At 37.5% G+C, this 24,286-nt stretch carries 21 protein-coding genes; 5 read left to right on the top strand and 16 right to left on the bottom strand.

Annotated features, from left to right (window positions below; all coding sequences use genetic code 11):
• Positions 1-2,495, bottom strand: a 2,495-nt coding sequence (locus B4N75_RS01425) for a DEAD/DEAH box helicase (RefSeq protein ID WP_296706404.1), incomplete at its 3' end; no start/stop codon positions are given.
• Positions 2,496-2,548: 53 nt separating this feature from the next.
• Between B4N75_RS01425 and B4N75_RS01420 the strand changes: the two genes are divergently transcribed.
• From B4N75_RS01420 to B4N75_RS01405, 4 genes are read left to right on the top strand one after another with little or no spacing between them, the layout of a single operon-like run.
• A complete protein-coding gene (locus tag B4N75_RS01420) occupies positions 2,549-3,541 on the top strand; it encodes a hypothetical protein (RefSeq protein WP_296706401.1) in 993 nt (330 codons plus the stop codon).
• Positions 3,542-3,572: 31 nt separating this feature from the next.
• Entirely contained in the window at positions 3,573-4,508 is a 936-nt protein-coding gene (locus B4N75_RS01415) for a hypothetical protein (RefSeq protein WP_296706400.1), read from the top strand.
• 5 nt (positions 4,509-4,513) lie between these two features.
• Positions 4,514-4,912: a zinc ribbon domain-containing protein gene (locus tag B4N75_RS01410; RefSeq protein WP_296706398.1), complete on the top strand. Its 399-nt coding sequence runs from the start codon at positions 4,514-4,516 to the stop codon at positions 4,910-4,912.
• A 25-nt stretch (positions 4,913-4,937) separates the two neighbouring features.
• Positions 4,938-6,050 (top strand): 4-hydroxybutyrate dehydrogenase, encoded by a 1,113-nt coding sequence (locus tag B4N75_RS01405; protein WP_296706396.1) that lies wholly within the window; start codon positions 4,938-4,940, stop codon positions 6,048-6,050.
• A gap of 30 nt (positions 6,051-6,080) precedes the next feature.
• Here the strand turns inward: B4N75_RS01405 and B4N75_RS01400 are convergent, their stop codons facing one another.
• The 8 genes from B4N75_RS01400 to B4N75_RS01365 are packed head-to-tail and all read right to left on the bottom strand — an operon-like array spanning position 6,081 to position 13,582.
• Entirely contained in the window at positions 6,081-6,761 is a 681-nt protein-coding gene (locus B4N75_RS01400; protein ID WP_296666565.1) for a pseudouridine synthase family protein, read from the bottom strand.
• Positions 6,749-7,816 (bottom strand): RluA family pseudouridine synthase, encoded by a 1,068-nt coding sequence (locus tag B4N75_RS01395; RefSeq protein ID WP_296022638.1) that lies wholly within the window; start codon positions 7,814-7,816, stop codon positions 6,749-6,751. The genes B4N75_RS01400 and B4N75_RS01395 overlap by 13 nt, the downstream gene beginning before the upstream one ends.
• Positions 7,803-8,309 carry a hypothetical protein gene (locus B4N75_RS01390; RefSeq protein WP_296692321.1) on the bottom strand — a complete coding sequence of 169 codons (507 nt, stop codon included), beginning with the start codon at positions 8,307-8,309 and terminating at the stop codon, positions 7,803-7,805. Before B4N75_RS01390 ends, B4N75_RS01395 begins: the two co-directional genes overlap by 14 nt.
• Positions 8,306-8,986 carry a YggS family pyridoxal phosphate-dependent enzyme gene (locus B4N75_RS01385; protein WP_296666571.1) on the bottom strand — a complete coding sequence of 227 codons (681 nt, stop codon included), beginning with the start codon at positions 8,984-8,986 and terminating at the stop codon, positions 8,306-8,308. The genes B4N75_RS01390 and B4N75_RS01385 overlap by 4 nt, the downstream gene beginning before the upstream one ends.
• An 8-nt stretch (positions 8,987-8,994) precedes the next feature.
• Positions 8,995-9,870, bottom strand: coding sequence for a 16S rRNA (adenine(1518)-N(6)/adenine(1519)-N(6))-dimethyltransferase RsmA (gene rsmA, locus B4N75_RS01380; protein WP_296706394.1), 876 nt, complete (start codon positions 9,868-9,870; stop codon positions 8,995-8,997).
• 19 nt (positions 9,871-9,889) lie between these two features.
• Positions 9,890-11,203: a ComEC/Rec2 family competence protein gene (locus tag B4N75_RS01375; protein ID WP_296706393.1), complete on the bottom strand. Its 1,314-nt coding sequence runs from the start codon at positions 11,201-11,203 to the stop codon at positions 9,890-9,892.
• Positions 11,197-12,360, bottom strand: coding sequence for a hypothetical protein (locus tag B4N75_RS01370; RefSeq protein ID WP_296022643.1), 1,164 nt, complete (start codon positions 12,358-12,360; stop codon positions 11,197-11,199). The genes B4N75_RS01375 and B4N75_RS01370 overlap by 7 nt, the downstream gene beginning before the upstream one ends.
• Before the next feature lie 19 nt (positions 12,361-12,379).
• A complete protein-coding gene (locus tag B4N75_RS01365; protein ID WP_296022644.1) occupies positions 12,380-13,582 on the bottom strand; it encodes a PilZ domain-containing protein in 1,203 nt (400 codons plus the stop codon).
• 39 nt (positions 13,583-13,621) lie between these two features.
• Between B4N75_RS01365 and B4N75_RS01360 the strand changes: the two genes are divergently transcribed.
• Complete coding sequence (locus tag B4N75_RS01360) at positions 13,622-14,281, top strand: CPBP family intramembrane glutamic endopeptidase (protein WP_296706391.1); 660 nt, start codon at positions 13,622-13,624, stop codon at positions 14,279-14,281.
• Between the two features lie 33 nt (positions 14,282-14,314).
• Here the strand turns inward: B4N75_RS01360 and B4N75_RS01355 are convergent, their stop codons facing one another.
• From B4N75_RS01355 to metG, 7 genes are all read right to left on the bottom strand, one after another.
• Positions 14,315-15,160: a hypothetical protein gene (locus tag B4N75_RS01355; RefSeq protein WP_296666584.1), complete on the bottom strand. Its 846-nt coding sequence runs from the start codon at positions 15,158-15,160 to the stop codon at positions 14,315-14,317.
• Positions 15,157-17,415: a GldG family protein gene (locus B4N75_RS01350; RefSeq protein ID WP_296666586.1), complete on the bottom strand. Its 2,259-nt coding sequence runs from the start codon at positions 17,413-17,415 to the stop codon at positions 15,157-15,159. The genes B4N75_RS01355 and B4N75_RS01350 overlap by 4 nt, the downstream gene beginning before the upstream one ends.
• Before the next feature lie 6 nt (positions 17,416-17,421).
• Positions 17,422-18,165, bottom strand: a complete 744-nt coding sequence (locus tag B4N75_RS01345; RefSeq protein WP_296022648.1) for an ABC transporter ATP-binding protein — start codon at positions 18,163-18,165, stop codon at positions 17,422-17,424.
• Positions 18,166-18,234: 69 nt separating this feature from the next.
• Positions 18,235-19,161 carry a ribonuclease Z gene (locus tag B4N75_RS01340; protein WP_296022649.1) on the bottom strand — a complete coding sequence of 309 codons (927 nt, stop codon included), beginning with the start codon at positions 19,159-19,161 and terminating at the stop codon, positions 18,235-18,237.
• Positions 19,161-20,240: a lipid II:glycine glycyltransferase FemX gene (locus tag B4N75_RS01335; protein ID WP_296706388.1), complete on the bottom strand. Its 1,080-nt coding sequence runs from the start codon at positions 20,238-20,240 to the stop codon at positions 19,161-19,163. The genes B4N75_RS01340 and B4N75_RS01335 overlap by 1 nt, the downstream gene beginning before the upstream one ends.
• Positions 20,241-20,344: 104 nt before the next feature.
• Positions 20,345-21,658: an HAD hydrolase-like protein gene (locus B4N75_RS01330; RefSeq protein WP_296706386.1), complete on the bottom strand. Its 1,314-nt coding sequence runs from the start codon at positions 21,656-21,658 to the stop codon at positions 20,345-20,347.
• Positions 21,659-21,759: 101 nt separating this feature from the next.
• The gene (gene metG, locus B4N75_RS01325; protein ID WP_296706383.1) at positions 21,760-24,105 is read right to left on the bottom strand and encodes a methionine--tRNA ligase; all 2,346 of its coding nucleotides are present in this window, start codon (positions 24,103-24,105) and stop codon (positions 21,760-21,762) included.
• Between the last annotated feature and the right edge of the window lie 181 nt (positions 24,106-24,286).

The raw sequence follows: 24,286 nt of genomic DNA, 5'->3' as shown, positions 1-24,286 counted from the left end.
TGAAGAGTCCGTGGAATCGGAGTTGCAGACATTGCAAGACAGTCGATGTTCGCTTTTAAGGACTTTAATTTTTCCTTGTCTTTTACACCAAAACGCTGCTCTTCGTCGATTATCATAAGACCTAAATCTTTGTATTTTACGTCTTTTTGAATTATTCTATGAGTTCCAACAAGAATATCCACTTTTCCGCTTTCGAGTTCTGCAAGAATTTTTTTCTGCTCTTTCGGAGAAACAAAACGGCTCATCTGTTTTATTGTAACCGGAAAATTTTTAAACCGTTCAAGACAGGTTTCATAATGCTGCTCCGCAAGAATTGTCGTAGGAGACAAAAAAGCAACCTGTTTTCCTCCCATTACAGCTTTGAACGCCGCTCGCATGGCAATTTCCGTTTTTCCAAAACCTACATCGCCACAGACAAGCCTGTCCATTGGAACTGGTCTTTCCATGTCTCTTTTTATTTCCTGCGTAACCGAATACTGATCTGCTGTGTCTTCATAAGGGAAACTCGCTTCAAATGCTGTCTGCCATTCATTGTCTTTTGGAAAAGGAAATCCTCTTGAAGCCTGACGGCGGCTGTAAAGCGCAATCAATTTTTCAGCCAAATCTTCAACAGCCTTTTTAACTTTGTTTTTGCGGTTTTCCCACGATTTTGAACCGATTTTATCGAGATGAGGTTTTTCGCCCTCGTTTCCAATGTATCTTTGGACGAGGTTTACTTGTTCAATCGGAACAAAAACAAATTCTTCTTCGGCATATTCAAGTTTTATGTAATCGCGTTCATTGCCCATGGCTTTTATGCGCTGAATTCCTTTAAACTGGCCAATTCCATAATTTACGTGGACTACAAAATCGCCTTCGTTAAGCTCAACAAAAGTGTCAATTGCCTGACTCTTTACATGTCCGAGCGATTTTTGAACATGCTTTCTTCTGCCAAAAATTTCATTTTCCTGAATAACCAGAGTTTTTGTCTCATCAATTCCAAATCCGCCGCTAACCGGAAAAGGAAGAACGGCAAGCGCAAAGTCTTTTAAAATTTCTTTTATGCGAAGCGACTGATTCGGATTATCTGCAAAAACAACTACGCTCCAACCGGAAACAATCACCGCATTTAGCTCATCTTTCAGATAGTTTATGTTTCCAAAAAAACTTCTGCCAGGATTGCAACGAACAGTCAGTTTTGAACGGGATTTTTTTGAATTTTGAAGAATTTCTGTTTTTTCGCCTTCGCAATGTACAGTTTTTTCAACATCTTCAGCTTCCGTTGTAAGAGTACGGAAGAAAATTGACTTTTCGTGAATGTTTATAACATCATCAAAATTCAAAAGCATCAGCCCTGCTTCGAGAACAGGAAAATTTTGACGCGCAATTCTGAACATTCCGGAATATTCCCTGGCAAAGCTTTCCTGCGCATTTTCCTGACGGTCGTAATCAAAATAAAAAACCGGAGTATTTTCTGCAACGTAGTCTAAAACCGTATAAATTTCATCCCACAAAACAGGATAAACAAGTTCTTCGCCTTCGCTTTGAGCCTTCGTTTTTAATTCTTCAATAAGCTTTTCTTTTGCTTTTTTTGCAGCCTCCGTAAGTTCAAGATGTTCCGAAAACTCTTCTGTTTTTTCAAGCTTAGAAATAAATTCGTCATTCCAAATCACTTCTTTCATCGGAAAAACTAAAATCGAATCAACAGTTCCAATTGTAGCCTGATTTTCCGGATTAAAAGTTTTTATATTTTCAATCTGGTCAAAATCAAAAAGAATTCGGTTTGCGACATCCATTCCTGGCGTAAAAACATCAAGAACTTCGCCCCGAAGAGTAAATTCTCCAGGCACGCTAACTTTTGGAACACGAAGATAGCCCAATTTGGCAAGATTTTCTGCAATTTGAGTTGAATCAATCTGCTGATTTTTGCGCAGGCTAAAGACAAGAGAACGAAGATATTCTGGCGGAGGAACAGGAGATTGAAGAGCTCTTTGCGTTACAAGGAAAATTCTAGGTTTGACTGAAGAACTTAACTTTCTTTCCTGAAATGCAAGTTTAGACAAAAAAGCCGAACGTTTTCCAAAAACCGCAGAACCTACATTTGCCGCCCTATACGGAACAGTTCCCCACCACGGAAGCGTAAAAATTTCCACATTTTCCTCAAATGCAGTCGCAAGATCCGAGGAAAGCTCCGCTGCATCTTTTTCGTTTGGAACGACAAAAACTGCATCAAGCGAAGCAGAATCGTTTGCTTTGATTATATTTTTTTGAGCTGGATTCACCGCAGAATTTGAATACCGTCCGGTCGCCTCATACTGCATTCTGCTAAAAGCCGCATTTTTTGCGCTATCAAGACAAGATGCCGCAAAAAAAGGAACTGCAGCTCCCTGCAGGCCGTTTATTTCGATTGGAAAAGAAATTTCACCGTTTTGAGAAGTAATTTTTTTTACGGCGGAAGAGAATTCCTGCCAACCATTTAAAATTGACAAAACGGAATTTGATAATAATGATTTCATTAAAAGTATCCGATATTAAAATATAACATGTTGAATTAAGGGAGACATAGGTTTTGAAACGAAGCCCACTTTTGATTATAGCGATTTTTTCTTTATTTGCACAGACAGCGTTTTGCAGCGGTCTTTCGGATGAAAAAAATGACGCAAAAAAAGACTTTTCCGATGCGAGCGTAAAAATTAAATTTTACGACAGAACAGTTTATTACACTTCTGCAGCTCAGGATAATCCTGTTTATGTAACTGTTTCTATCGAAAACACAGGCTCTCAGACGCTGCGCTTTAAGCTTGCAGACGACCGCGCATTTAGCCTTGATTTTGTTACAAGAACAATAAAAAACAAAGTTTTGCCGGCAACAGAAAATCTTATTATGAAACGTTCTGCAAACCAAACAGTATATTTTCGGGAAGTTTCTATTGAACCAGGGGAAGCATATTCTTTTGTCGAAAACGTAAAAGATTATATTAAGTTTGAAGAACCTTCGATTTATTACCTTGAATTGAAATTTTATCCAGAACTTTACAAATCAAAATACATTGAATTCGTGTCAAACCGTCTCAGCCTTGAAATCCGCCCTTCACCATCAGCGGCAAATTCTTTGATTCTTCCTGTTTCTGAAGAAAATGGACTTCTCCTAAAACCGGAAAACATTTCTCCAGACAAAGTTGTAGAACAGACAATTGTTGCAAGGCAGAAATCTCTTTGGAATCAGTATTTTCTGTATATGGATATTCAGGAAATGATGCTTAGAAATTCACAGCAGCGACGCCGTTACAACGCTGCTTCTGCTGACGAAAGGGAGCGCATATTAAAAAATTACAAAGCCGACCTTATGCAAAACAGAATCGACAGCGATATTGTTGCCGTTCCTGAACATTTTTCAATCGAAAATACATCTTACGGTCAAAATGAAGGAACTGTAACAGTAAAAGAATGGTTCAAATATCCGAATTTCCATGAAGTTAAGCGCTATATTTACAAAGTTCGCCAGCGCGATGGAATCTGGCAGATTTACGATTATTCAGTAACAAACCTCGGAACAGAATAAACAAGTAATAAAAAAATATTAAGGTAAAAAAATGAAAGCACTTTTGGTAGCAGACAATCAGATTGCAATTGACAACATTTCTCAGGTTCTCGAAACAGCAGGATACGACGTTATTATTTATAAATGGCTTTTAAAAGCTCTTGATAATGTTGAAGAAATTGCTCCCCACTTGATTATTGTAAGCACAAAGGATTATCCGCGCCATTGGAAAACTCTAACGCAATACGCGCAGACTGTATGCACATCTTACAAACCTCAGGTAATTTTATACTCGGAAGGCGGTCTCGAAGATGAAGAAGCTCAAAAGGCAAAAGCTTTAAATGTCCGCGGAATATTTGACTCAGTTGATGTAAAAGGTTTAGACGAATTTAGAAAGATTCTTACAAAAGAAACTGACATTTATTCAGGAAAACTTCTTTCTGACGATGGAATTCCGACAGTTGGAAACCTGCTAACCAACAGCGAAAATGATGAAAAAACTGAAACAGAAAATTCAATTCAAAATACTCAAAATAAACAAAACTGCGAAAAAGAAGAAATTGACGAACTTTTAAAAAATGCCGCAGAAATATTGAATTCTCAAGAAACAGAAATCGTTCAGCCAAATAAAAGTTCTTCTATTGAAAAAACTGAAAACTCTTCTGACAATGAAAATTCTCTGCTAGAAATCAAAGAAAATGCAACCCCTTCTGATTTTTCCGATATTGTAAAATCCGGCGAAAAAATAAAATCCATAGCCTGCACTTTTATGTTTGAAAATCCAGTTTCTGGAAAACTTATAACCGGTTATGCCTGCAATTTTGACGGAAAAACCTTTGAATTCAATGCCGACATTCCAGATTTTGTAAAAAATCTTTACAACGGAATTGAAATTGAAAACTGTTCGTTAAAAACAAAAGAAAGCACAAAAAATGTTCATACAATCGTAAAGCAGAATGAAGAAAATATGATTTTGGAGTTGCGCTGAATAAGATGACGCAAAAAGTAAAAACTGCAAAATTTTTTTGTGAAAACTGCGGCGCCGAAGTTTCAAGAAATGCAAAAGTTTGCCGGCATTGCGGGAGATTTTTTTCAAGCGTACGCTGCCCTCAATGCGGAAAAACCGGAACCCCAGAAGAATTTTCAAAAGGCTGTCCTGCCTGTGGCTATACTGTTGAAGCTTCAGCAAAAAACGAAAGGTCCATTCTAAAAAAAGACAAAAAAGCTCCATTTTTAAAAAGGAAAGCCTTAAAAAATCAAATAACCAGATTCAACAATCAAAGAAAAAGCGAAAAAACTTCTCAAAATGACGAAAATCTTCCTGTCTGGATTTTTCTTTTTATTTTTTTTATATTCTTGCTGATAATTTATTTTTTCTTAAAATTCTTTTAAGTTTTTCATTTTTTGGAGGCTAGATATGAAAACTTTTAAAATTGTTCCTCAAATCGTTGAGTACGAATCTTCAAGTGATTTTTGCAATGAATTTAAAATCGGAAGCGGCGATCTTGTTTTTTTGAGCAAATCTTCGGAAAAATATTTTGCAGGAAAACTAGGAAAAGCACATGTTATTTACAGAGGCGATTATGGCAGCGGAGAACCGACCGATGTCATGGTTGAAAAAATTTACGAAGACATAAAAAATATCGACTATAAACGCGTTATTGCAATTGGCGGGGGTACAATTCTTGATGTAGCAAAATTGCTGTCATTAAAAACTTTTCATCCAGTGGTTGACCTTTATGACAAAAAAATTCCGGCAGTCCGAGAAAAAGAACTTGTAATCGTTCCGACAACTTGCGGAACAGGAAGCGAAGTTACAAACATTTCAATACTTGAACTTACCGTCAGAAACACAAAATTCGGACTTGCAGTTGACGAGCTCTATCCAGACTATGCCGTTTTGATTCCTGAACTTTTAACAGATCTTCCATATAAATTCTTTGCAACAAGTTCAATCGACGCGCTTGTCCACGCAATGGAAAGCTATCTTTCACCAAAATCCACTTCTCTTTCAAGAAAATTCAGTTTTATGGCAATAGATTTAATTTTGGGCGGTTATGTAAAAATGGCTGAAAAAGGACAAGATGAATATAAAAATCTACTCTCAGACTTTTTGACAGGCTCAAATTACGCAGGAATCGCATTTGGAAACGCCGGAACAGGATATGTTCATGCAATGAGCTATTCATTCGGAGCAACTTACCACGTTCCTCACGGAGAAGCAAATTACGTTCTTTTTATGGCAGTTTTTAAAACTTACCAGCAAAAAAATCCGAACGGCTTTATTTCCTCGCTGAACAAAAAACTGTCAGAAATTTTAAAATGCAGCGAAAATGAAGTTTATGAAGAACTCGATAAACTTTTAAATAAAGTTCTTCCTCTCAAAAAAATGAGTGAATACGGTGTAAAAAACAACGAGCTCGACATCTTTACAAAAAATACAGTGGAATCTCAAACCAGGCTGACACAAAACGGTTATATTCAGTTTTCTGCCGAACAGGTAAAAGAAATTTACGAAAGTGTATTTTAAACAAAACTGCAAGAAGAGGCTTTCAAGTTTTTACAGTTCATAAAAAATGTTTTTTAAACTTTTTGGATCTGTAAATTCAAACCTGAAAGCTTCAAACTGCATTTTTTCGTCAGGTTTTGCATTCGGATTGTAAAGCTTATCCCCGCAAATAGGATAACCGGAATATGCAAGATGCGCGCGAACCTGATGCCTATAGCCTTCCGATATCCGGCAGACAGCAATATTTTTTTTAATTTTTATATCCGTTGAATAAATTTTATTTCCGCACTTTTTTATATCCGCAGCCGAAGAATTTTCAAAAACAGGTTTTACCATCCACCCTTTCGGACCAAACGGGCGAAAAGCCGATATTACGGTAAAATTCTTTTCAAAATCGCAGTTTTGGCTTTCGTTTTTATTCAATTCAACCTGGGCACGATAATATTTTATAAATCTGCCATTTTTTTGCTCTTTGCGCAAAAAATCATAACTTTCCTGATTTGAAGCAATCAGAAGAAGACCGGAAGTTTCAGTGTCAATCCTGTGCAAAAGACCATATTCAATTGATTTTTTTCCAACAACCTGTTTTAATTCTGGAAAAAATTCTATGGTCTTTGAAAGGGCACTTTCATCTCCTTCAAAAAGAGGAGCGCTTGCAAGTCCTGACGGTTTATAAATTACTGCAAAAGGATGATTTTTGTCAGGGGCTTGAATTATCTTTATTTCTGCCATTGTCCGTAACCTTTTTTTGCCTCAAAAACCAAAAGCTTTTGGTTTTGAACAGTCATTTCAGTTTTCAACTTGGAGTTTATTTTTTCAGGAGGCAGAGATTTTTTGAATGATTCATGAAGTTTTTTTAAGACTTTTTTAAACCTTACAGGAACTTTCGCCGTAAAAACAGATTTTTCATTTTTTCCAGGAAGCATAATTTTTAGCTTGTAAGCATGCAGCATGAGAGTTGCGTTCTCAAAAACCGTGCTTTTTGTCTTAGAATAAATCCTGTCTCCAAGAATCGGACATCCTATAAATTTTAAATGAACTCGAATCTGATGAGTTCTTCCTGTGTAAATTTTCACTTTCATAAGGCTGTAAGGACCATAACAGGCAATACATTTGAATTTTGTAACTGCAATTTTTCCGTTTCCTTCCAAATCAGTAGCTTTAAAGCGTTTTCTGTCGTGAGGATCGCGTGTGAGCTTTGTTCTTATAAGCCCTTCTTTTACAGGAGGATGTCCTTGACATATGCATATATAGATTTTTGAAAGTGATTTGTGATTTTTGAACTGATTTCCTAAAAATTCTTCTGTATCACGGTTTTTTGCCGTTATAATGATGCCCGATGTATCTTTGTCGAGGCGATGGACAATTCCAGGTCTGCGCCCTTCAAAAATTGCAGAATTTTGATTTTTTTGCTGAGGAACCGCTTCCCGTCCCCAATGATACAAAAGAGCATTTACAAGCGTTCCGTCCCAATTTCCGGCAGCAGGATGAGTTACAATTCCTTGCTTCTTATTTACGACAGTCACATTCTCATCTTCATAAATTATGTCCAATGGAATGTTTTGCGGCTCTATGTCGTCAGGAATCGAGTCTTCCCACTGAAAATAAATTTTATCTCCAGCCTTTATTTTTGAATTGAGTTTTGCTTTTTTTTCATTTACGAGAATTTCGATTATGCCGCTTTTTAATTTTGAGCGGTTCATTGCATTTGGAAGAGAAGAAAGAAATTTATCGAGACGTTCAGTTCCATTAAATTCAGCAGGAACCGTTTCGTTAAAAAATGGCATTTTCAAGTCCTCCGATTAAATATTCTTTTTTATGTTCTCTTTCCCGTTCAAAATTAAAATCTTCTTCAAAATTTTCATGTTCAGAATTTTGAATTTCCAACATCTGCTCGCTAAAAGGAATTACGCGGATTGTTTTTTCAATTTTGTTCTGTCTGGATTTTTTTACGTTCCTCATAATCAGATTTATTGCAAGATCTGTAAGTCCAAGGCCAACACTTGCTGCCGCTGAAATAGCAAAAATCTGTTTTTGTTCAGTTTGAGTATATCTTGTTGTCGATTTATTGAGCGGATTATGAAAAGTTCCATGGACTGCAAGACCGTAGCCAACCGTTGTCCAAAGCGTTACAAAAGGAAGCGAACCGAATGTAATTATTTCCGTGCGTCTTAAATCTTTAGACCACTGAGGAACCGTCTGCTCCGAAGTTTTTTCGGCAAAAGCAAAATTTGAAGAAAAAATCAATAATGAAAGCAAACACAAAGACTTTAATTTCATTTTGAATAATTCCGCTCGCCAAAAATTGCAGTTCCGATACGAACCATTGTAGAGCCTTCTTCAATTGCAATTCTATAATCTCCGCTCATTCCCATCGAAAGTTCTGAAAAATCAAATTCGCTGAATTTTTCAGCAAATTCATGCTGGATTTTTTTTAAAGTTGAAAAAGATTTTCTGACAAGTTCTGAGTCCTGCGAAAAAGGCGCCATCGTCATAAACCCCTTTATTTCGATATGAGGATACATTCCTTTCCTGAAATTTTGCACAGCTTCCTCGAGGTCTGGTTTCGCCGTAAAACCTGATTTGGATTCTTCTCCTGTATGAATTTCAAACAAAATTTGAATTTTTTTATTGATTTTTGAACACTGTTTTTCTATTTCGTTTAAAAGTTCAATCCGGTCAACAGATTCAATCATCGAAGAAATTCTTACTGCCTCTTTTACTTTGTTGCGCTGCAAGGAGCCGATTATATGAAGTTCTGGAGAAAACCCCGCGCTTCTGATTTCGTCGAATTTTTGAGCGGCTTCTTGAACCCTGTTTTCCCCAAAAAGATTTTGGCCAGCCCTTATAGCTTCTATAACTTCTTCAGCAGGATGAAATTTGCTTACGGCCACGAGTTTTACGTTTCTTGGAATCGTTTCTAAAATTTTTTTTAAGTTTTCCTGAATTTTTGACATTTTCTACTTTATTCCATTTTAGTTTTTTCTATTACGGAATTAAGCGCATCTGACAGTTTTAGCAAATCGTCTACGCTTAAATTTTCAGCACGGATTGAAGGCTCAATTTCTGCAATTTTTAATGCTTCGTCGCAAATTTCCGCTTTTACAAACCTGGACAGGTTATTCCTCAAAGTTTTTCTTCTAAACGCAAAAATCTGACGGACCATTTTTCTAAAAAGCTCCGGATTTTCGCACTTAGGGAAATCTTCTTTTTTCGTCATCAAAACGGCGCGGCTTGCAACATTCGGCACAGGCCAGAAATTCCCGCCAGCCAAATCCATAACCGGTTTTACATCGTAAGCCCACTGACACAAAACACTGAAAGAAGAATAATCTTCCGTCCCAGGCTTTGCATTCATTCTTTGGCCTACTTCCTTTTGAATAGTAAAGACAGTTTTGTCAAACCTAAAGCCTTTGGTTATCGTGTCGGCAATAATTGTCGCCGCAACATTGTAAGGAAGATTTCCAAAAAATCGTTCCGGAATATCATTTTCTTTTGCAAATTTAGGCCAGGTTTTTAAAACATCGCCTTCCACAAGAGAAAAATGACTGGAATTTGCATATTCTTCAAAAAATTGGGTCAGCAACCTTGCAAAACCGTGATCAATTTCAAAAACGGTAAGATTAACACCGCGTTCCAAAAGTTCGCTTGTCATGCTTCCAAGACCAGGACCTACTTCCCAGACTTTCATTTCAGGCTTTACGTCAAGAACATCGACAAGTTTTTTTCTGGCATCTGCATTTACCAAAAAATTCTGTCCGAATTTTTTCTGCATCGCCATATTGTTTTCATCCATAAAACTTTTCAAGGCAATTGGTGAATTATAATCAGGATGCTGCATTTTTTTCTCCGCAGTTATGTTAAATTGTGATTATTGGAGCTTTTGCAAAAAATAAGACCAAATTTTTTAAGATTAAATAAACCGCATTCATAATAACACTAAAACCGCCACCTAGAAAAGGGATTACAAGACTCAGCAAAGTTCCAAAAAGTCCCGCATACAAAAAAAATATTACGAAAGGACTTAAAATCACAGAAGAAATTATTCCAACAGGCATGACTTTTCCGAAAAGACTGAGAGTTACAGGAGCAGTAAAAATCTGAGCACCTGCGCTTTCACTCAAAGCTGAAGCAAGTTTTGGAAAAAAACGCTTTCCCATAAAAAATTTTATAACCTGCCCTATGCTCATAATTCCTGCCAGAGCGCCGTAAGACAGCATAAAGGCTGGTGATTTTAAATGGACAGGAAAAATCATCAGCTGCAGCAAAAAACTTGCAGAAAGTACCGTTATTCCCTTAAAACGGCGCATTCTAAGCGAAGAATTAAAAAAAACAATCAAAGAGCTAAGCATTGCCCGAAAAAGCGACGGCGAAAGTCCTGCAAACCAGACAAAAAATATAATAGCTGCAAGTTGAAAAAAATCCGCCGTACTGCGTTTTGCAAGCCGTTTTCCCAAAAAAAACGCAATTCCTCCAAAAAGATTCAAATGCATGCCAGAAAGCGCAAGAATGTGCGAAAGTCCGGCATTTTTAAAAGCTTCGCCTGTCAAGGTTTCGGTATATTCTCTCGAACCAGACAGAAGAGCCAATAAAAGACCTCCCGCTTCATTCCAGCCATACATAAGCCTTTTGAATTGCAACCTGCATAAACTCCGTATTTTTTGAAGAAAGCCAGAAAAAGACTGCGAAAATCCAAAAGAAACTGCCGATTTTACAACAAAAAATGAAAAATTTTCATCTTCAGAAAAATTTACATTTACGAGGAAATTGTTTCCCGTTTCAAATAAAAGCGGATATTTTTTTTCGTTTTTTGAAACATTAAAAGAAGTATAGATTTTACCAGGATAATATTTTTCAACAAGTTCTGAAGGAATTAAAACTTTCACAGTTCCAGAGCAAGCTGTTTTTGAAGAATTATCTAAAACAGCCTCCGAAACCTTAAAATCCGCAACATAGTATTTTTTTTCAGAAGAAGATTTTACAGGACTTGATGCAAGGCTGCCCTTTAACTGAACAATTTTTTCCGAAGGAAAAAGGCAGTTAAAACATTCCCTGTCTTTTATTGAAACAATATCAAAATAAAACAAAAACGCACAAATAATTGCCGCTAAAAAAACAGGATTGGCCAGAAAAAGATACAAAAGAGACTTTAGAATTTTTTTATTTTTTACCACTTAAGTTTTGCCAGAGAATTTCTGGCTGCTGTTTTTACATCTTCCGAATAATTCAAATAGGTTACATAGAGAAGATTGTCAAAAGCAGTCTTATCTCCGAGCGCTCCTAAAGAATTGATTACGGCCAAAACAACATTTTGGGCAGAAAAATTATTTTTTTCAGTTTCAGAATTTATTTCTGCAAGATAAGCCGAAATTGTCTGAGCCGCGTCTGGCGAAGACAGCTTTGCAATACATTCGATAACCTGAATAAACTGCTCATCGTTCAAACAGGAGGTTTTATATTCATCTTTTGCAATGGCAAAAAAACGAACCGAAAGTCCTGCTCCGCGAGTCCAGTTTGCGTCAGAAATCGCCTTTAGAAGCTTCAGCTGAAGTTCGGCAGTAGCTGCATTTTTTTCCGACTTATCTTCCATATAATGAATTGTCGCTAAAAGTGCATTTTCAGCAATTTCTGCCTTAAAATTTAATGAAATTTCCGAAGAATTATTGATTAAATCAAAAAATCCTCCAATTTCTTCAATGCTGCTCGAAGAAATCAATTTTATTGATTCAGTTATATTTGCGTACGAAAGTCTCAAAAGCGATTTTTGAATTTCCAGCGAAAATTCTGGATATTTTTTTTCTTTCCAAAGCCTGTAAACAATAAAAAAAGACTCCTCATTTCCTGTTTTTCCGACCAGTTCAATGACTTTTTTTGTTACGGCAGAATTTTGAGAATTTGAATCAAGCTCTTTTAAATAGCCGTTCATCAAATTTTGAACTTTAAAAAATGATTTTGAATTTGAAACGTTTTCAAATTTTTCAAGAACTGCAATTCTTACAGTTTCATCTTCAAAAACTTCAAAAAGCTGTATTAAATTCTCTGTAGCCGACGGGAAATTTTTTCCGAGAATTTTTTCATCTTTTGGCAGCTTAAAAAGCGACGCCACAGCAAGCGCGCTAAAGTCTCTGTCTGATCTTGCAATTTCTTCGTTTTCGAGAATAAAATCAATTCCTTTTTTTGCAAGCCTGTCGCCTTCTTCACCTGAGGATTCTTTTACTGCCCGAGTCTTATCCTGAATATTTCCCTTGATAAAACTTTTTTCAAAATCGGAAGTTTCCGCGTAAAGACTAAAAATAAATGCCAAAGCTAATATGAATATTGATTTTTTCATTTTAAATTATTCCTAAATTTTAGTTTACATCAATTTCTGCAAGTTTGTCTAAACTTTCCAAACTCTTATCAAAACGAATATCCAAACCTTGAACTTTCGCATCTTCTGTTTCGTTTTCAGTTTCACTTTCAACAGGTTCAAGATCTGCAATTTCCTGTTCATTTTTGCCTGAGGCAATTTCGTCCTTTGACTGATCGTCTTCGGTTGCCGCAAGAGCATCGAAAATATCTTTTTTATCCTGTGGCAAAACATTGTAAACAAAACTCAAAATTGCATTTCTCATTCCTGTATCAAGATGAATACACTCAAAATGCAGCCTTGACTGATTTATTTCGCTGTTATATTCGACCGCACGAACAATTCCGTACATCAAGATTAAAACGTCATTTATCATAAACTGAAGCTTAATTTGCGCATTTGCAATTCCTTTTCCACCGACGCGGATCATAGCTCCGTCTTCAGAAATATCCTCAAGCACAACCCTGTAACCAGGTTCAGTTTCGACAAGGTTAAAATCCGCAACAGGCTGCTTTATAAAATACATTGAAGCATTAAGGTTACATTCACAACGAACCGACCTTCTTTTTTGAGCGCGCAAAAGTTCGTTTGTTTGAGAAAGAAAAAGAACTGTCTGACCATTAAAAACTCCGGCATTTGTAACTTTTGTGTCAAAAACGTAGGAAGCATCGCCTTTTCGCCAAAGATAAACGCTTATTTCGTGATTTATCCACTCTTCGCTCAAAACTGTAGCAAATCTATTTTGAACAGGAAGCTTTATAATTATTTCGTGACTGTTATTTAAAATTTCTGATGAAAAAACACCTTTATGCCCTGGAAAAATAACCCTCAGACGCTGACCTTTATCAAGATATTTTGTAGATTCTAGTCCGCATTTATTTTCGTGCTCGATGTTGATTCTTGTTCTAAATTTATAAAGTTTTGTAAGAAAATTTTGAATTTTTGGAGAATTTTCATATCCTCTTCGACTGGCTTCTGTCAAAAGAGAGCTTATCGCACGGTTTAAAGTCGGAACTGAAACAAAAAGAGCAGACGGTTCTTCAAGCTCAGTCATTTTTGCAAGTTTCCAAAGAGCAATACATTCTGCAAATTTAAAGCCGCTGTCATTTCCAGCCGTGAAAAACTTTATTTTGTCCGAAAAAACGACCAGAAGCCTAGAAAAAACAAGAATTAAAATAACTATAATAACTAATGTAAAAACCACTTTTTTCACACTCTCTTTTTTTATTATAATATATTTTAAATGAAAAAAATGCTTTTCGCCACAGAATTCTTCTTTGTTTTTTTGATTTTCCTTTTTCCGCCATTAAAAGCCAGGCCTCAAGCTGGAATTTCCATACAAGAAATAAAACTGACACTTTTCTCTTTGGCAATGACTCTTGCATGCGCCACGCTTTTTTTCTTTCATCTAGACATTTACAAAAAAAAATACATTCAGGGTTCAAAAATAAACATCTTCGTAAAACATTCCGTAATTCTAATCGGTTTCGGAACATTGGTTCTAAGTTCTAGTGCTTTTCAGGCAATTTCATTTTTTATGAACAAGGGGCTTTCGGTTCAAAAAAGCCTTGCCGCGCCAACTTCCTTTGTTTTATGGCTAAGTTTGTTTTGCGCAACTGTTTTTGCCGCTTTTTGTGAAGAATTTTTATACAGGTTTTATATTCCAGATGTCGGAACAGAACTTTCAGACGGAAAATTTCCGCTTTTCTGGGAAATTTTTGCGGTTTTAATTTTTGCTTTTTCGCATTTCTATCAAGGCGCGGCCGGAGTTTTCAACGCATTCTTTTGCGGCATAATCTTAAGGCTCATCTTCCTAAAAACAAAAAGCCTCTGGTGCTCGTTCGGCATTCACGTTTTTTACAATTTTTTCGTGATTTTTATAGAATTTCTAATTCAAAAATAGAAAAAAACGTGCTATTTTTTGAGCAAAATTGTGTTATTTTAATATTTCTTGCAGGCGCTCATAAGTCCAGCTGCTGACTTCAAAAACAGCATTGTCTTTTACAACCTGCGGCTCAACTGTCTGGCTGTAAAAATATTCAAAACCTTCCTGAGTTTTTCGCTTGTAAAAATCAACTCTCTGCAAAGAATCGTACTGTCCAAACAAAGTTACAGATTTTTCAAAAACCGCATTTTCCGGAAAAGCATTTTCTCCGTAAATTTTTCCATGGCGAAGGCTTAAAAGCGTATGCAAATCCGCCGAGGAAAGCCTCAAGTTTGACGGATTTTTTATTGCAAAAAAGATTTCTGGAATCGACCAAAAATTTGCATCGGTTTTTAAGCAGGCTGAAAAATCATCTTCCGTTTCGTAGCAAATTTTTCCTTTTTCTGCGGCAACAGTTATTCTAGATGAAAGCGAATCCGACGCTCCAAAATACAATTTTGAAAGAATTTTCCCATTAGGGCCGACAACTGTAACAATTTGTGCACTACCTTCGATTAAACCAAGCTCAAGTCTTCCATTGGCACTGTCTGAAATTTCGTACATATTACGAATTTTTGTCAAATTCTTTGTAAAATTTGAAACAATTTTTTTGTCGGCAAAGATTTTTATTCCTCTGCTTTCGCAGCTCCACCACTTTCCTTCGCTTTTTAAAACAAGAATTTCCTGAGGAGATTGAATTATAATTTTTTCTATATTTTCGTTGTACGATGGGTTTACAAGGGCGGATTTTATTGAATTCACAGAATTCTTTTTTCCGGAAAAAAATGAAAAACAAAAAAGAAAAAACGAAAAAATGGTCGTAAAACTTAAAAAGAAATTTATTTTTTTATTTTTCATTTTTTTTCTCCATCGTAAAAAATATCAGATTCAGACTTTTTTATTTTTGGCATAGAATTTATTTTTTTGCGGAAAATAAAAAAACAAAAAGCCAAAAAGAGAATTGATGACGGAAGAATGACAAAACAAACTATAAGGACAAAATTTTGCTTTTTTATAAAAGCATTTTCATCAGAAATCTTATAAAGCGAGCTATTTGAAACGTTTTTTTGTATCAAAAGGCCAAGTTTCTCTTCTCCGCGGAGTTTTAATAGAATAGTTGCAGCGTAATCGTAATTTCTAAAATCTCCCTGCTCAGAATTGCTTATAAAACCAGTCATTAAAGAATTTAAAAAGAACTGGTCAGAAATCAAGGCAACGTTAAGATTTTTTTCCTTATCCTGCAAAATTGCCGCAAGAGTCAAACTTTCGTTTTTTTCGCCCTGAGCCGCCGCGGACTTTGGAACAGCAAAAGGATCCAAAACAAAAAGAGAAGATGAACTCTCTGACGGTTTTTGCTTCCAGGCAAGCGGGCTTGAGACAAGAAGCGGCTCCGTTTTTCCATAACAGATGATTGGGCTTGCCCAGGTTATTATTGCGCCCTCAAAAGCTTCTTTTTGCGGCAGAATACTAATCCACAAAGGATAATTCATAGTCTTGTAAACAGTGTCGGACCCCTCTGTAGAAGTCATTGTAAGAGGAAAATTTGAAATATCTTCTGCCAAAGAAAAATCAAAGGCAAATCCCCATCCGTTCAAAACTTTTAAGAACGGATTTTGATTTTTAGAAACCTTCCATTCATCTTTTATATCTACGCTGTAAGGAGATGTCATAATCAAAGCAGGAACTCCGTTTTCTACAGCAGTTTTTATGGACTGAGACTGTTCATCATTCAACTTATCCGAACCCAAAACAAGAATTTGAGTATTTTTTATGTCTTGAACCTGAATTTTTTGAAGAGCCTCTGGAATTTCGTCAGTTTTTATAGTTTGCGTCAAAAAACCTCTTGCATTCAACCAAGGCTGAACATAAGAATAGTCTTCCTCGGAACACCCGTTTCCCGTAATAACAAAAACCTTGCGTTCTTTCCCGCTTACAAGCAGCTGAATTCTTTGCGCCAAATCATATTCAAGAGTTTTAGTAGAAATTGAAAAAGGAATTATTGAAGAACTGTCCAAATACTGCAAAACTATTGCCGAATAAACTGTCATATATTCAAGTTTTGTAGAATTTTCGCTTTTCATCTGCCGCCCCTGAATTCCAAGCCTCTCAAGCTTTTTAGGTTCTGCCTTTTTTATTGAAAAAAATACATTTTTTGAAGACGAAGCAAAAGTGCTCAAATATTCGGCAACTTCCTGCGATTGAGGATAAAAATTTTTTAATTCTTTCGACTGATAATAAGTAATTCTCAAAGGATTTTGCAACTGGCTGCAAAGTTTTCTGCTTGTTTCCGAAACAGAAAACTGTCTAGTTTTTGTAAAATCAAGGCGGAAATATATTCTTTCAAACGAAATAGCAAAAAAAATCAAAGAACAAAAAAACAGGCTTGCCGTAATCCGGCTGATTTTTCTTTCAGTGCGTTTATTCTCGCAAAAAAACGCAAGAAACAAAAACAAGACAGAAGCAAAAAAGTAAAACGCAAAGTCACGTGAATCTAAAATTCCTTTTGAAGCAGCATCAAAATGCCAGGCAAAACTCATTTTCTGCAAAAAAACAGAAAGTCCGTCGCCAGTTTTTAAGTATAAAGGAATCAAATGAACAAAATTAAAACTAAACAGAACTGTTATGCTCAATAAAAGGCTTAAAATATTCTGTGAAATTTTTATTGCAGAAAACAGAAAAAGGACAAAACAAATTGCCATAAAAGTGTAAAACACAAGCGCAAGATAACCGGTAAAAATCTGGCCGGCATCAATTCGTCCAAAAAAATTAACGCTTGCAGGAATAAAAACCAAAAGCAAAAGAGGAATCAGACAAACAGAGAAAACAGAAAAAGAAAGCGTAAAAAAACGGCAAATCCCACCGACAGGAATCGAATCATCCTCGATAAATCTTTTTATTCTAAAACACAAAAGAGGAATTACTAAAATAAAGACAGAGGAAATTGAATTAAAAAACGCTGAAATTGAAATATTTGAATTTGAAACCAAAAAAAAACGGTTTACAAAATAAAACATAAAAGACGTATACAAAACCGTCAAAACAGAACTTACATAAAAAAGCGGATTTATAAAAAAAGAATACAATGAATGTTTGTAAAGTGATTTATTTATCATTTTTGCTTAAAAAGAAAAATTTTCTTCTCCGTCAGATTTTTTTATAAGATAGAAAAAAGCTTCCTCGAGATTTTTTGTTTTTGTTTCGACCGTGATAGAATCAATCGTTCCTGTAATCAAAATTTTTCCGTGGTTTAAGATTATAATTTTATCGCAAAGGCTTTCTGCTTCCTGCATAAGATGCGTCGAAAGAATTATAGTATGATTTTCCGCCAATTTTTTTACGGCTTTTCGCATATTTACTATTTGGGCTGGATCCAAACCAGAAGCAGGCTCGTCCAAAATCAAAATTTCAGGATTATAGACAAAGGCCTGTGCAAAATTCACTCTTTCGCGAAAACCTTTTGAAAGTTCCTTGATTTTTTTTAGAAAAACCTCTTCAAGAGAAAAAAGTTTTTCGGCCTCTAAAACATTTTTTTTGTCGGCTGAATGAAGGTCGCAAACTTCACAAAGATATTCTTTTACAGTGTAATCTTCAGGCAACTGAGGAAGTTCTTCTACAAAACCTGTAATATTTCTGACCTTTGCAGGCTCCTCGCATGATTCGATTTTTCCATACTTTTGCGAATCTATAAAAATATGCCCATTTGTCGGAAAATGCCTTCCAGAAACTGCCTTTAAAATCGTTGTTTTTCCAGCACCGTTTGGACCTAAAATTCCTGTAATGAGATTTTTTTCAAAACTGCACGAAATATTATCCGCGGCAAGAAAACTATTATATTTTTTTGTAAAATTTTTTAATTCAATCATAATAAACAGTAACACTCAAAAAAATAAACAAAAAAAATTTTCAGTCAGTTACACTTTTTTTGTAAAATTTTATTCCTCATAAGGAAGATCAAAATGCATTCTGTCGCGAGTAAGTTCTGCGTTCGGATAGACTTTCTGGGCCTGTTCAAGCAAAACGGGAAGCTCCTTGTCGCTGTAACGCGGACTGTAATGAATCATTGCCATTCTCTTTGACGAAGAATCGCGTGCAATGGTTGCGGCCTGCCGTGAAGTCATGTGCTTTTTTTCTTTTGCCTGCTCAAAACAATCGTCGGCAAACATTCCTTCGCAGATTAAAAGGTCGCTTCCTTGAACTTCTTTTGCAATCGATGGAAGATAAAGCGTATCTGTCACAAAACTGAATTTTCTTCCGTGACGTTTACTTCCCATAACATCTTCTGGCTTTACAATTTTTCCGTCAGCAAGCGTAATTTTTTCTCCGCGCTGCAAACGTCCAAAAAGAGGCCCTACAGGAACTCCGAGATCGCGGGCTTTTTCAACATTAAATTCGCCTGGACGGTCAAGTTCTTCCAGAGTATAGCCCACGCATGTTTTTGTGTGCTGCAAGGGAAAACAACGGATATAAAAATCTTTTCCTTCGTGCACAACGCAGGGAGCCGTGATTTCTTTTACGATAATCGGATAATTTATGTACATATCCAAAACTTTGCGGCTTGTTTCGACATATTCTGCAATTTTCGGCGGTCCATAAATATAAAGCGGTTCTGTCCTGTCAACCTGGGAATTCAGCATTAATATTCCAGGAAGACCGGTAACGTGATCGGCATGAGTGTGCGAAATAAAAATTGCATCGATTTTTTTCCATTTCAAGTTCAGTCTTTTTAAAGAAACCTGAGTTCCCTCTCCACAGTCAAATAAGAATAAATCACCGTCGCGGCGCAAAAGAACAGAAGTTAAATGACGGTAAGGAAGAGGCATCATTCCGCCGCAACCTAAGACAAAAGCTTCAAGATTCATTATCTTCCCCTGATTTTTTTCATAATTTTTTTGTGATAAAATGCACGCAAACTTTCTGCCAGACAGTAAAGTCCATAAAATTTTGACAGCGGAATGTCTACACTTCCAGGTCTGTGCACTTCTCGCCCGCCAAACCCCGTCTTAAAAAGATAAAGTCCGTGCATAGGATGATTTTCGCTTCCCGTCGGAGGAATTCCGTAAAAATCATATATTTTTGAGCCGTAATTCTTTGCATCGCAAATTGCAGTCCACTGCACAAGATAATTCGGCATTAAATTACGCTTATTGTTTGACGAGCATCCATAAAGATAAACCGCCTCGTTATCTTGAAAAAGAGTTATTATTGCGGCCAAATCTTCACCTTCATGGCTTGCTATATAAAGGGTGATTTTCGTTCTTTTTTCTGAGCCAGATTTTGACGATTCTGCACCTCGTTCGAGCAAATCACGATAATAAGAAAGAGGATGAAGTCCAATTCCGTCACGAGATGCAGTCTGCCTGTAAAGCGAATAGAATGAATTTAAATCCTTCTCAAAATCCGCAGAATCCGCATCAACCGCGCGAACTTCAACTCCGTGCTTTGAAGCGTAGCGTATGTTGTAGCGCCATTTGCTTTTCATATTTTTTAAAAGCTCATCTTCAGAAAGAGATAAATCCAAAAAAGTGCTGTCAGGAGGCTGAATATCAGTCTTGCTTTTTTTTAAGTTTACACCGGCAATTTTTGAAAGCTCACCAAGCCTTGAAAGATACTCATCTCTAATTTCAACCGAAGGCATGTCAAGAGGAACATCAAACCTTATAAAAAGAGGTTTTTCAGAAAGACTATTTTTTATTGTTTCAGAAAGAACTCCAAGCGACTTCACATAGCCAACTTCACTTTCCGCATGAACTTCAAATCCAGGAACACAGTTTTCCATCTTAAATTCTGGAGCCATAGGAACATAGCATATAGAAAATTTAAGCGGACCTTTTTTAAAAATTCTAAAAAGAACGTTGATTTTATCAATTTTTATAGATTTCCAGCCATGCGCACTTTTAAAATCGCACCAGAAATCGGACTGTTGAAAACGAATAGACATAATAACTCGCTCATTTTAGCAAAAAAATGAAAATTTGGAAATAGAAAGAAGATTGTTTTAAAAACGTTTCCGCCATTTAACAAAAATAAACAAAAATCTCTGGATTAGTGCAATTTTTTTCTTCTGCTCACGCCGATTCCGTCGCCGACCTTGAAGAATTCGGTCTCAAAATTCTCGTTGGTTTTCAAAAAGTCGATATATTTCCGGATTTTCTTTACGAGTTTTATCGTGCTGTAGTTGTGTGTCAGGCTCAAGTCCTCGACCATTCCGTGAAACGACAGATTGTCGCTTATTATCACGCCTTTTTCAGCCAAAAGCGGAGAATATCTGTTGAAGAAATTTATGTACTGCGCTTTCGCCGCGTCGATAAAAATCAGGTCGAATTTTCCTTTGATTTCCGCAGTGAGCGCGTCGCCTAGAATCAGCGTGATTTTTTCTTTCAAGCCTTCACTTTCAACATTTTTGACAGCCTGAGCATACCGGGCAGAATCAATCTCGATTGTCGTTACGTGAATGTTATCACGGATTTTCGCAAAACGGATTGACGAAGTTCCAATCGCCGTTCCGATTTCAAGAATATTTTTAACTCCATGATTTTTGATGTAGTCCGCGATAAAGCCGCTTCCAGCATTCTGAAGAACAGGAACCTCGTTTTTCATCGCGTATTTTTCCATTTCTGTAACGCCGCCGTCTTTTGAAAGAATGTCGATGAATTTCTCAATTTCGCTTGCAACAGAAAAACAAAAGTCAGGCTTTTCCGCCATCAAAAGATTCTTGTTTCCAAGTCCGCCGCGGCAGGCGACAGTCTTGCATCCGAACGATTTTCCAGCCTGAATGTCCTGCGCGCTGTCTCCGAACATTATCGCATTTTTTGCGCTGAAATCTGTTCCGAATTTTGAATTGATTTTCCGCAAAGTGTATTCGAGTCCGTCTGTGGCCGGCTTTTTCGGGATTTTTTCTCCGTTCTCATCCAAAGTGTCAGGTCCTGTTATAAGGTCAAAATATTCAAAGACATCAAGCTTTTTTAAGATAACTTCAGCGATTTTTTCAGGCTTGTTTGTAAGCAGGCAGACTTTTTTTCCTTTTTCTTTAAGAATTCGAAGGAGCTCTTTTATTCCAGCGTAAAGACACGTTTTTTCGACCGCATGGCTGTAATAATACTTCAGATAAAAATCAAGAATTTTTTGGAAATTCTCTTTTCCGTAAACAGAATTCTCGTCGAATTTGTTTTTTGTTGAGAATTTAAGGGCGCGTAGCAGAAGTTTTTCAGTTCCGTCGCCCACAAATTCAACAACTTTTTCAAGAGGAATCTGCCAGTAGCCGAATTCTTTAAGCGAAACATTCACAGCCGATGCAATGTCCTCCGCAGAATTTATAATCACGCCGTCGCAGTCAAAAATGTAAAGTTCAATCGCCATATTTTTTTTTACTTTTATAAAAACAAAGAGCCGCTACTTGCCGTTTATCGCATTTTGCATGCAAAAAAACAGGCTTTTACGGCTCTCAAATATTTTTTATTTTATCCGATTTCAGAATTGACAGCGTTCACAGTCTTGATTTCTTTTCCGGCCGCAAGGATCTTTTTGCCTGCGATTTCGACTGTGCCGCTCACAGCGTTGATTGAAACAGAGAAGAATTCGTCGCCTGTGATTTCAGCCTTTTTTGCCGCGTTTTCGTCCGCGCCCTCAAGAACAACTTTTGTTCCAGGAGCAGCCCATGAAGCGTCCAAAACTTCCACGCAGTCTTTGCCGTCTTTGTCCTTGTAGTCGCCTGCGAGCAACATTCCATAGCTTTCAACACCGCGCATTTTTCTCGGAGCAAGGTTTGCCGCAATCACAACGTGTTTTCCAAGCAAATCGCTTTCTTTAAGGTACATTCTAAGTCCAGACTGAATTGTGCGTGGAGTTCCGCTGCCGTCGTCAAGAGTCTCAATGTAGAGTTTCTCGCCCTCCGGATTCGGCTTTACGTCAACAATTTTCGCAACGCGAAGCTCGATGTTCTTGTTGAAGAAGTCAATCTGCTGCTCAGGCGTAAGAGCTGGCTTCGGCTCTTCTTTTTTCGTCTTTTTGCCCTTGTTTTCCTTTTTTTCCTTTTTTTCTGATTTTTCTTCTTTTTTTCCTGCGAATTTAGAACGGAAAGCGTCCACAGTCTTGTTGTCGAGCGGAGTAAAGTAAACCGAAGTCTCGGCGATTGTGTCCAAGCCCTCAAGTTTTCCCAAGTCGCTCCATGTCAAAGACTCTTCCGCGCAAGGCTCTGCAAAAGTCGCGGAATAAATCTTCTTTCCGAGATAGCCTGCGATAATCTGGGTGTAAGTCGGAAGATAAGGCTCGAGAAGAATCATCAAGTCCTTGATTACGTACGCGAGATTGTAGAGAATGTTGTCCGCAACAGCCTTGTCGGTCTTGATTGTCTTCCAAGGCTCGGCCGACTGGAATGCCTTGTTCGCGATGTCTGAAATCTCCATGATTGTGTGGAGAGCATCTTTTATCTCAGCCCATTCAAGAAGCTCTGTCGCTTTTTTCTCTTTTTCTTCGATCTGCGCCCACAAAGCCTCGTCTTTTTTGCCTTCAGGAATCTTTCCGCCGTAGTTCTTGTTGATGAAAAGCAATGTGCGGTTCACAAGATTTCCGAGATTTCCAATCAGCTCCTTGTTGTATTTTTCCTGAAAGTCCTTCCAAGTGAACTGGTAGTCCTGATTTTCCGGGCGGTTGTAGTAAATGTAGAATCTCCACGCGTCGCTTGGAATTCCAGACTCTTTCGCGTCTGAGCCGAAAACGCCTACTCCTTTTGACTTTGAGAATTTTCCGTCCTCATAGTTCAGGAATTCTGTTGAAGACATATGATAAAGCTTTGTGTAGTCTCTGCCCGTTCCGATTTCTGAGCAAGGAAAAACAACTGTATGGAACGGAATATTGTCCTTTCCGATGAACTGGAAAAGCTCGATTTTCGCGTCGTCTTCGGCGAATTTCTCATCGCTTTCTGACGGAAGCCACCATTTTTTCCAGTCAAAAGATTTTTTTCCGGCAGATTTCAGCTCGTCTTCAAGCTGCTTTGTGATTGACATATATCCGATTGGAGCGTTGAACCAGACGTAGAAGACTTTGTTCTCGTAGCCAGACTTTGGAACAGGAATTCCCCATTTCAGGTCGCGTGTGATTGCGCGCTCGTTCAAGCCGTCCCGAATCCATGCGCGTGTCATCTGAATCGCGTTCTGCGCCCATTTTCCCTCGACACTTGCATTCTTCATCCATTCCTCAAGTTTTGGAGCGATTGAAGGCAAGTCAATGTAAAGATGCTTTGTCTCGCGAACTTCCGGAGTCGAGCCGCAAGTGTGGCATTTAGGATTCAAAAGCTGTGTCGGGTCAAGAAGAGTTCCGCAGCTGTCGCACTGGTCTCCTCTCGCGTCTGTCGCGCCGCATTTCGGGCAAGTTCCGTCAACATAGCGGTCTGCAAGGAACATCTGGCATTTCGGGCAGTAAAGCTGCTGGCTTGTATGCTCCTTTATGAAGCCGTTCTTGTCCAAGTCATTGAACATCGACTGGGTGATTTCAGTACATTCCTCGTTTGAAGTGCGTCCGAATTTGTCGAATGCAATGTTGAACCACTCGTAGATTTCCTTGTGAATCTTGTAATAGTAATCGCAAAGCTCGCGCGGAGTCTTTTTGTCCTGAAGAGCCTTTGTCTCTGTCGCTGTTCCATACTCGTCAGTTCCGCACACATACATTGTCTCGTAGCCACGTGAGCGGCAGAAACGTGCGAAAACATCAGCGGAAAGCATCTGGATAAGGTTTCCGAGATGCGGAATATTGTTTACATAAGGCAAAGCCGAAGTGATAAGCCGTTTAGTCGTTTTGATATTTTTCATAGATAAAAAGTATAGTAAATTTTTACAGATTATACAAATGGGAATTTTTTAAGTGTTTTTTAAGATTCGGGTGGCTTTTTGCACAGCAAAAACCGGGTGTTCCGAGGTTCCGCGTCCCCGCGCTCCATTGCCTGCTGCCAGCAGCAGACAACGCCAAAGGCGCCTCTACACCCCCTGCCAC

Source organism: Treponema sp. UBA7570 (genome assembly GCA_002477955.1).
Lineage (GTDB): Bacteria > Spirochaetota > Spirochaetia > Treponematales > Treponemataceae > Treponema_D.
Note: the sequence above shows the minus strand (reverse complement) of the source record. Positions and strands in the feature narration are given on the sequence as shown.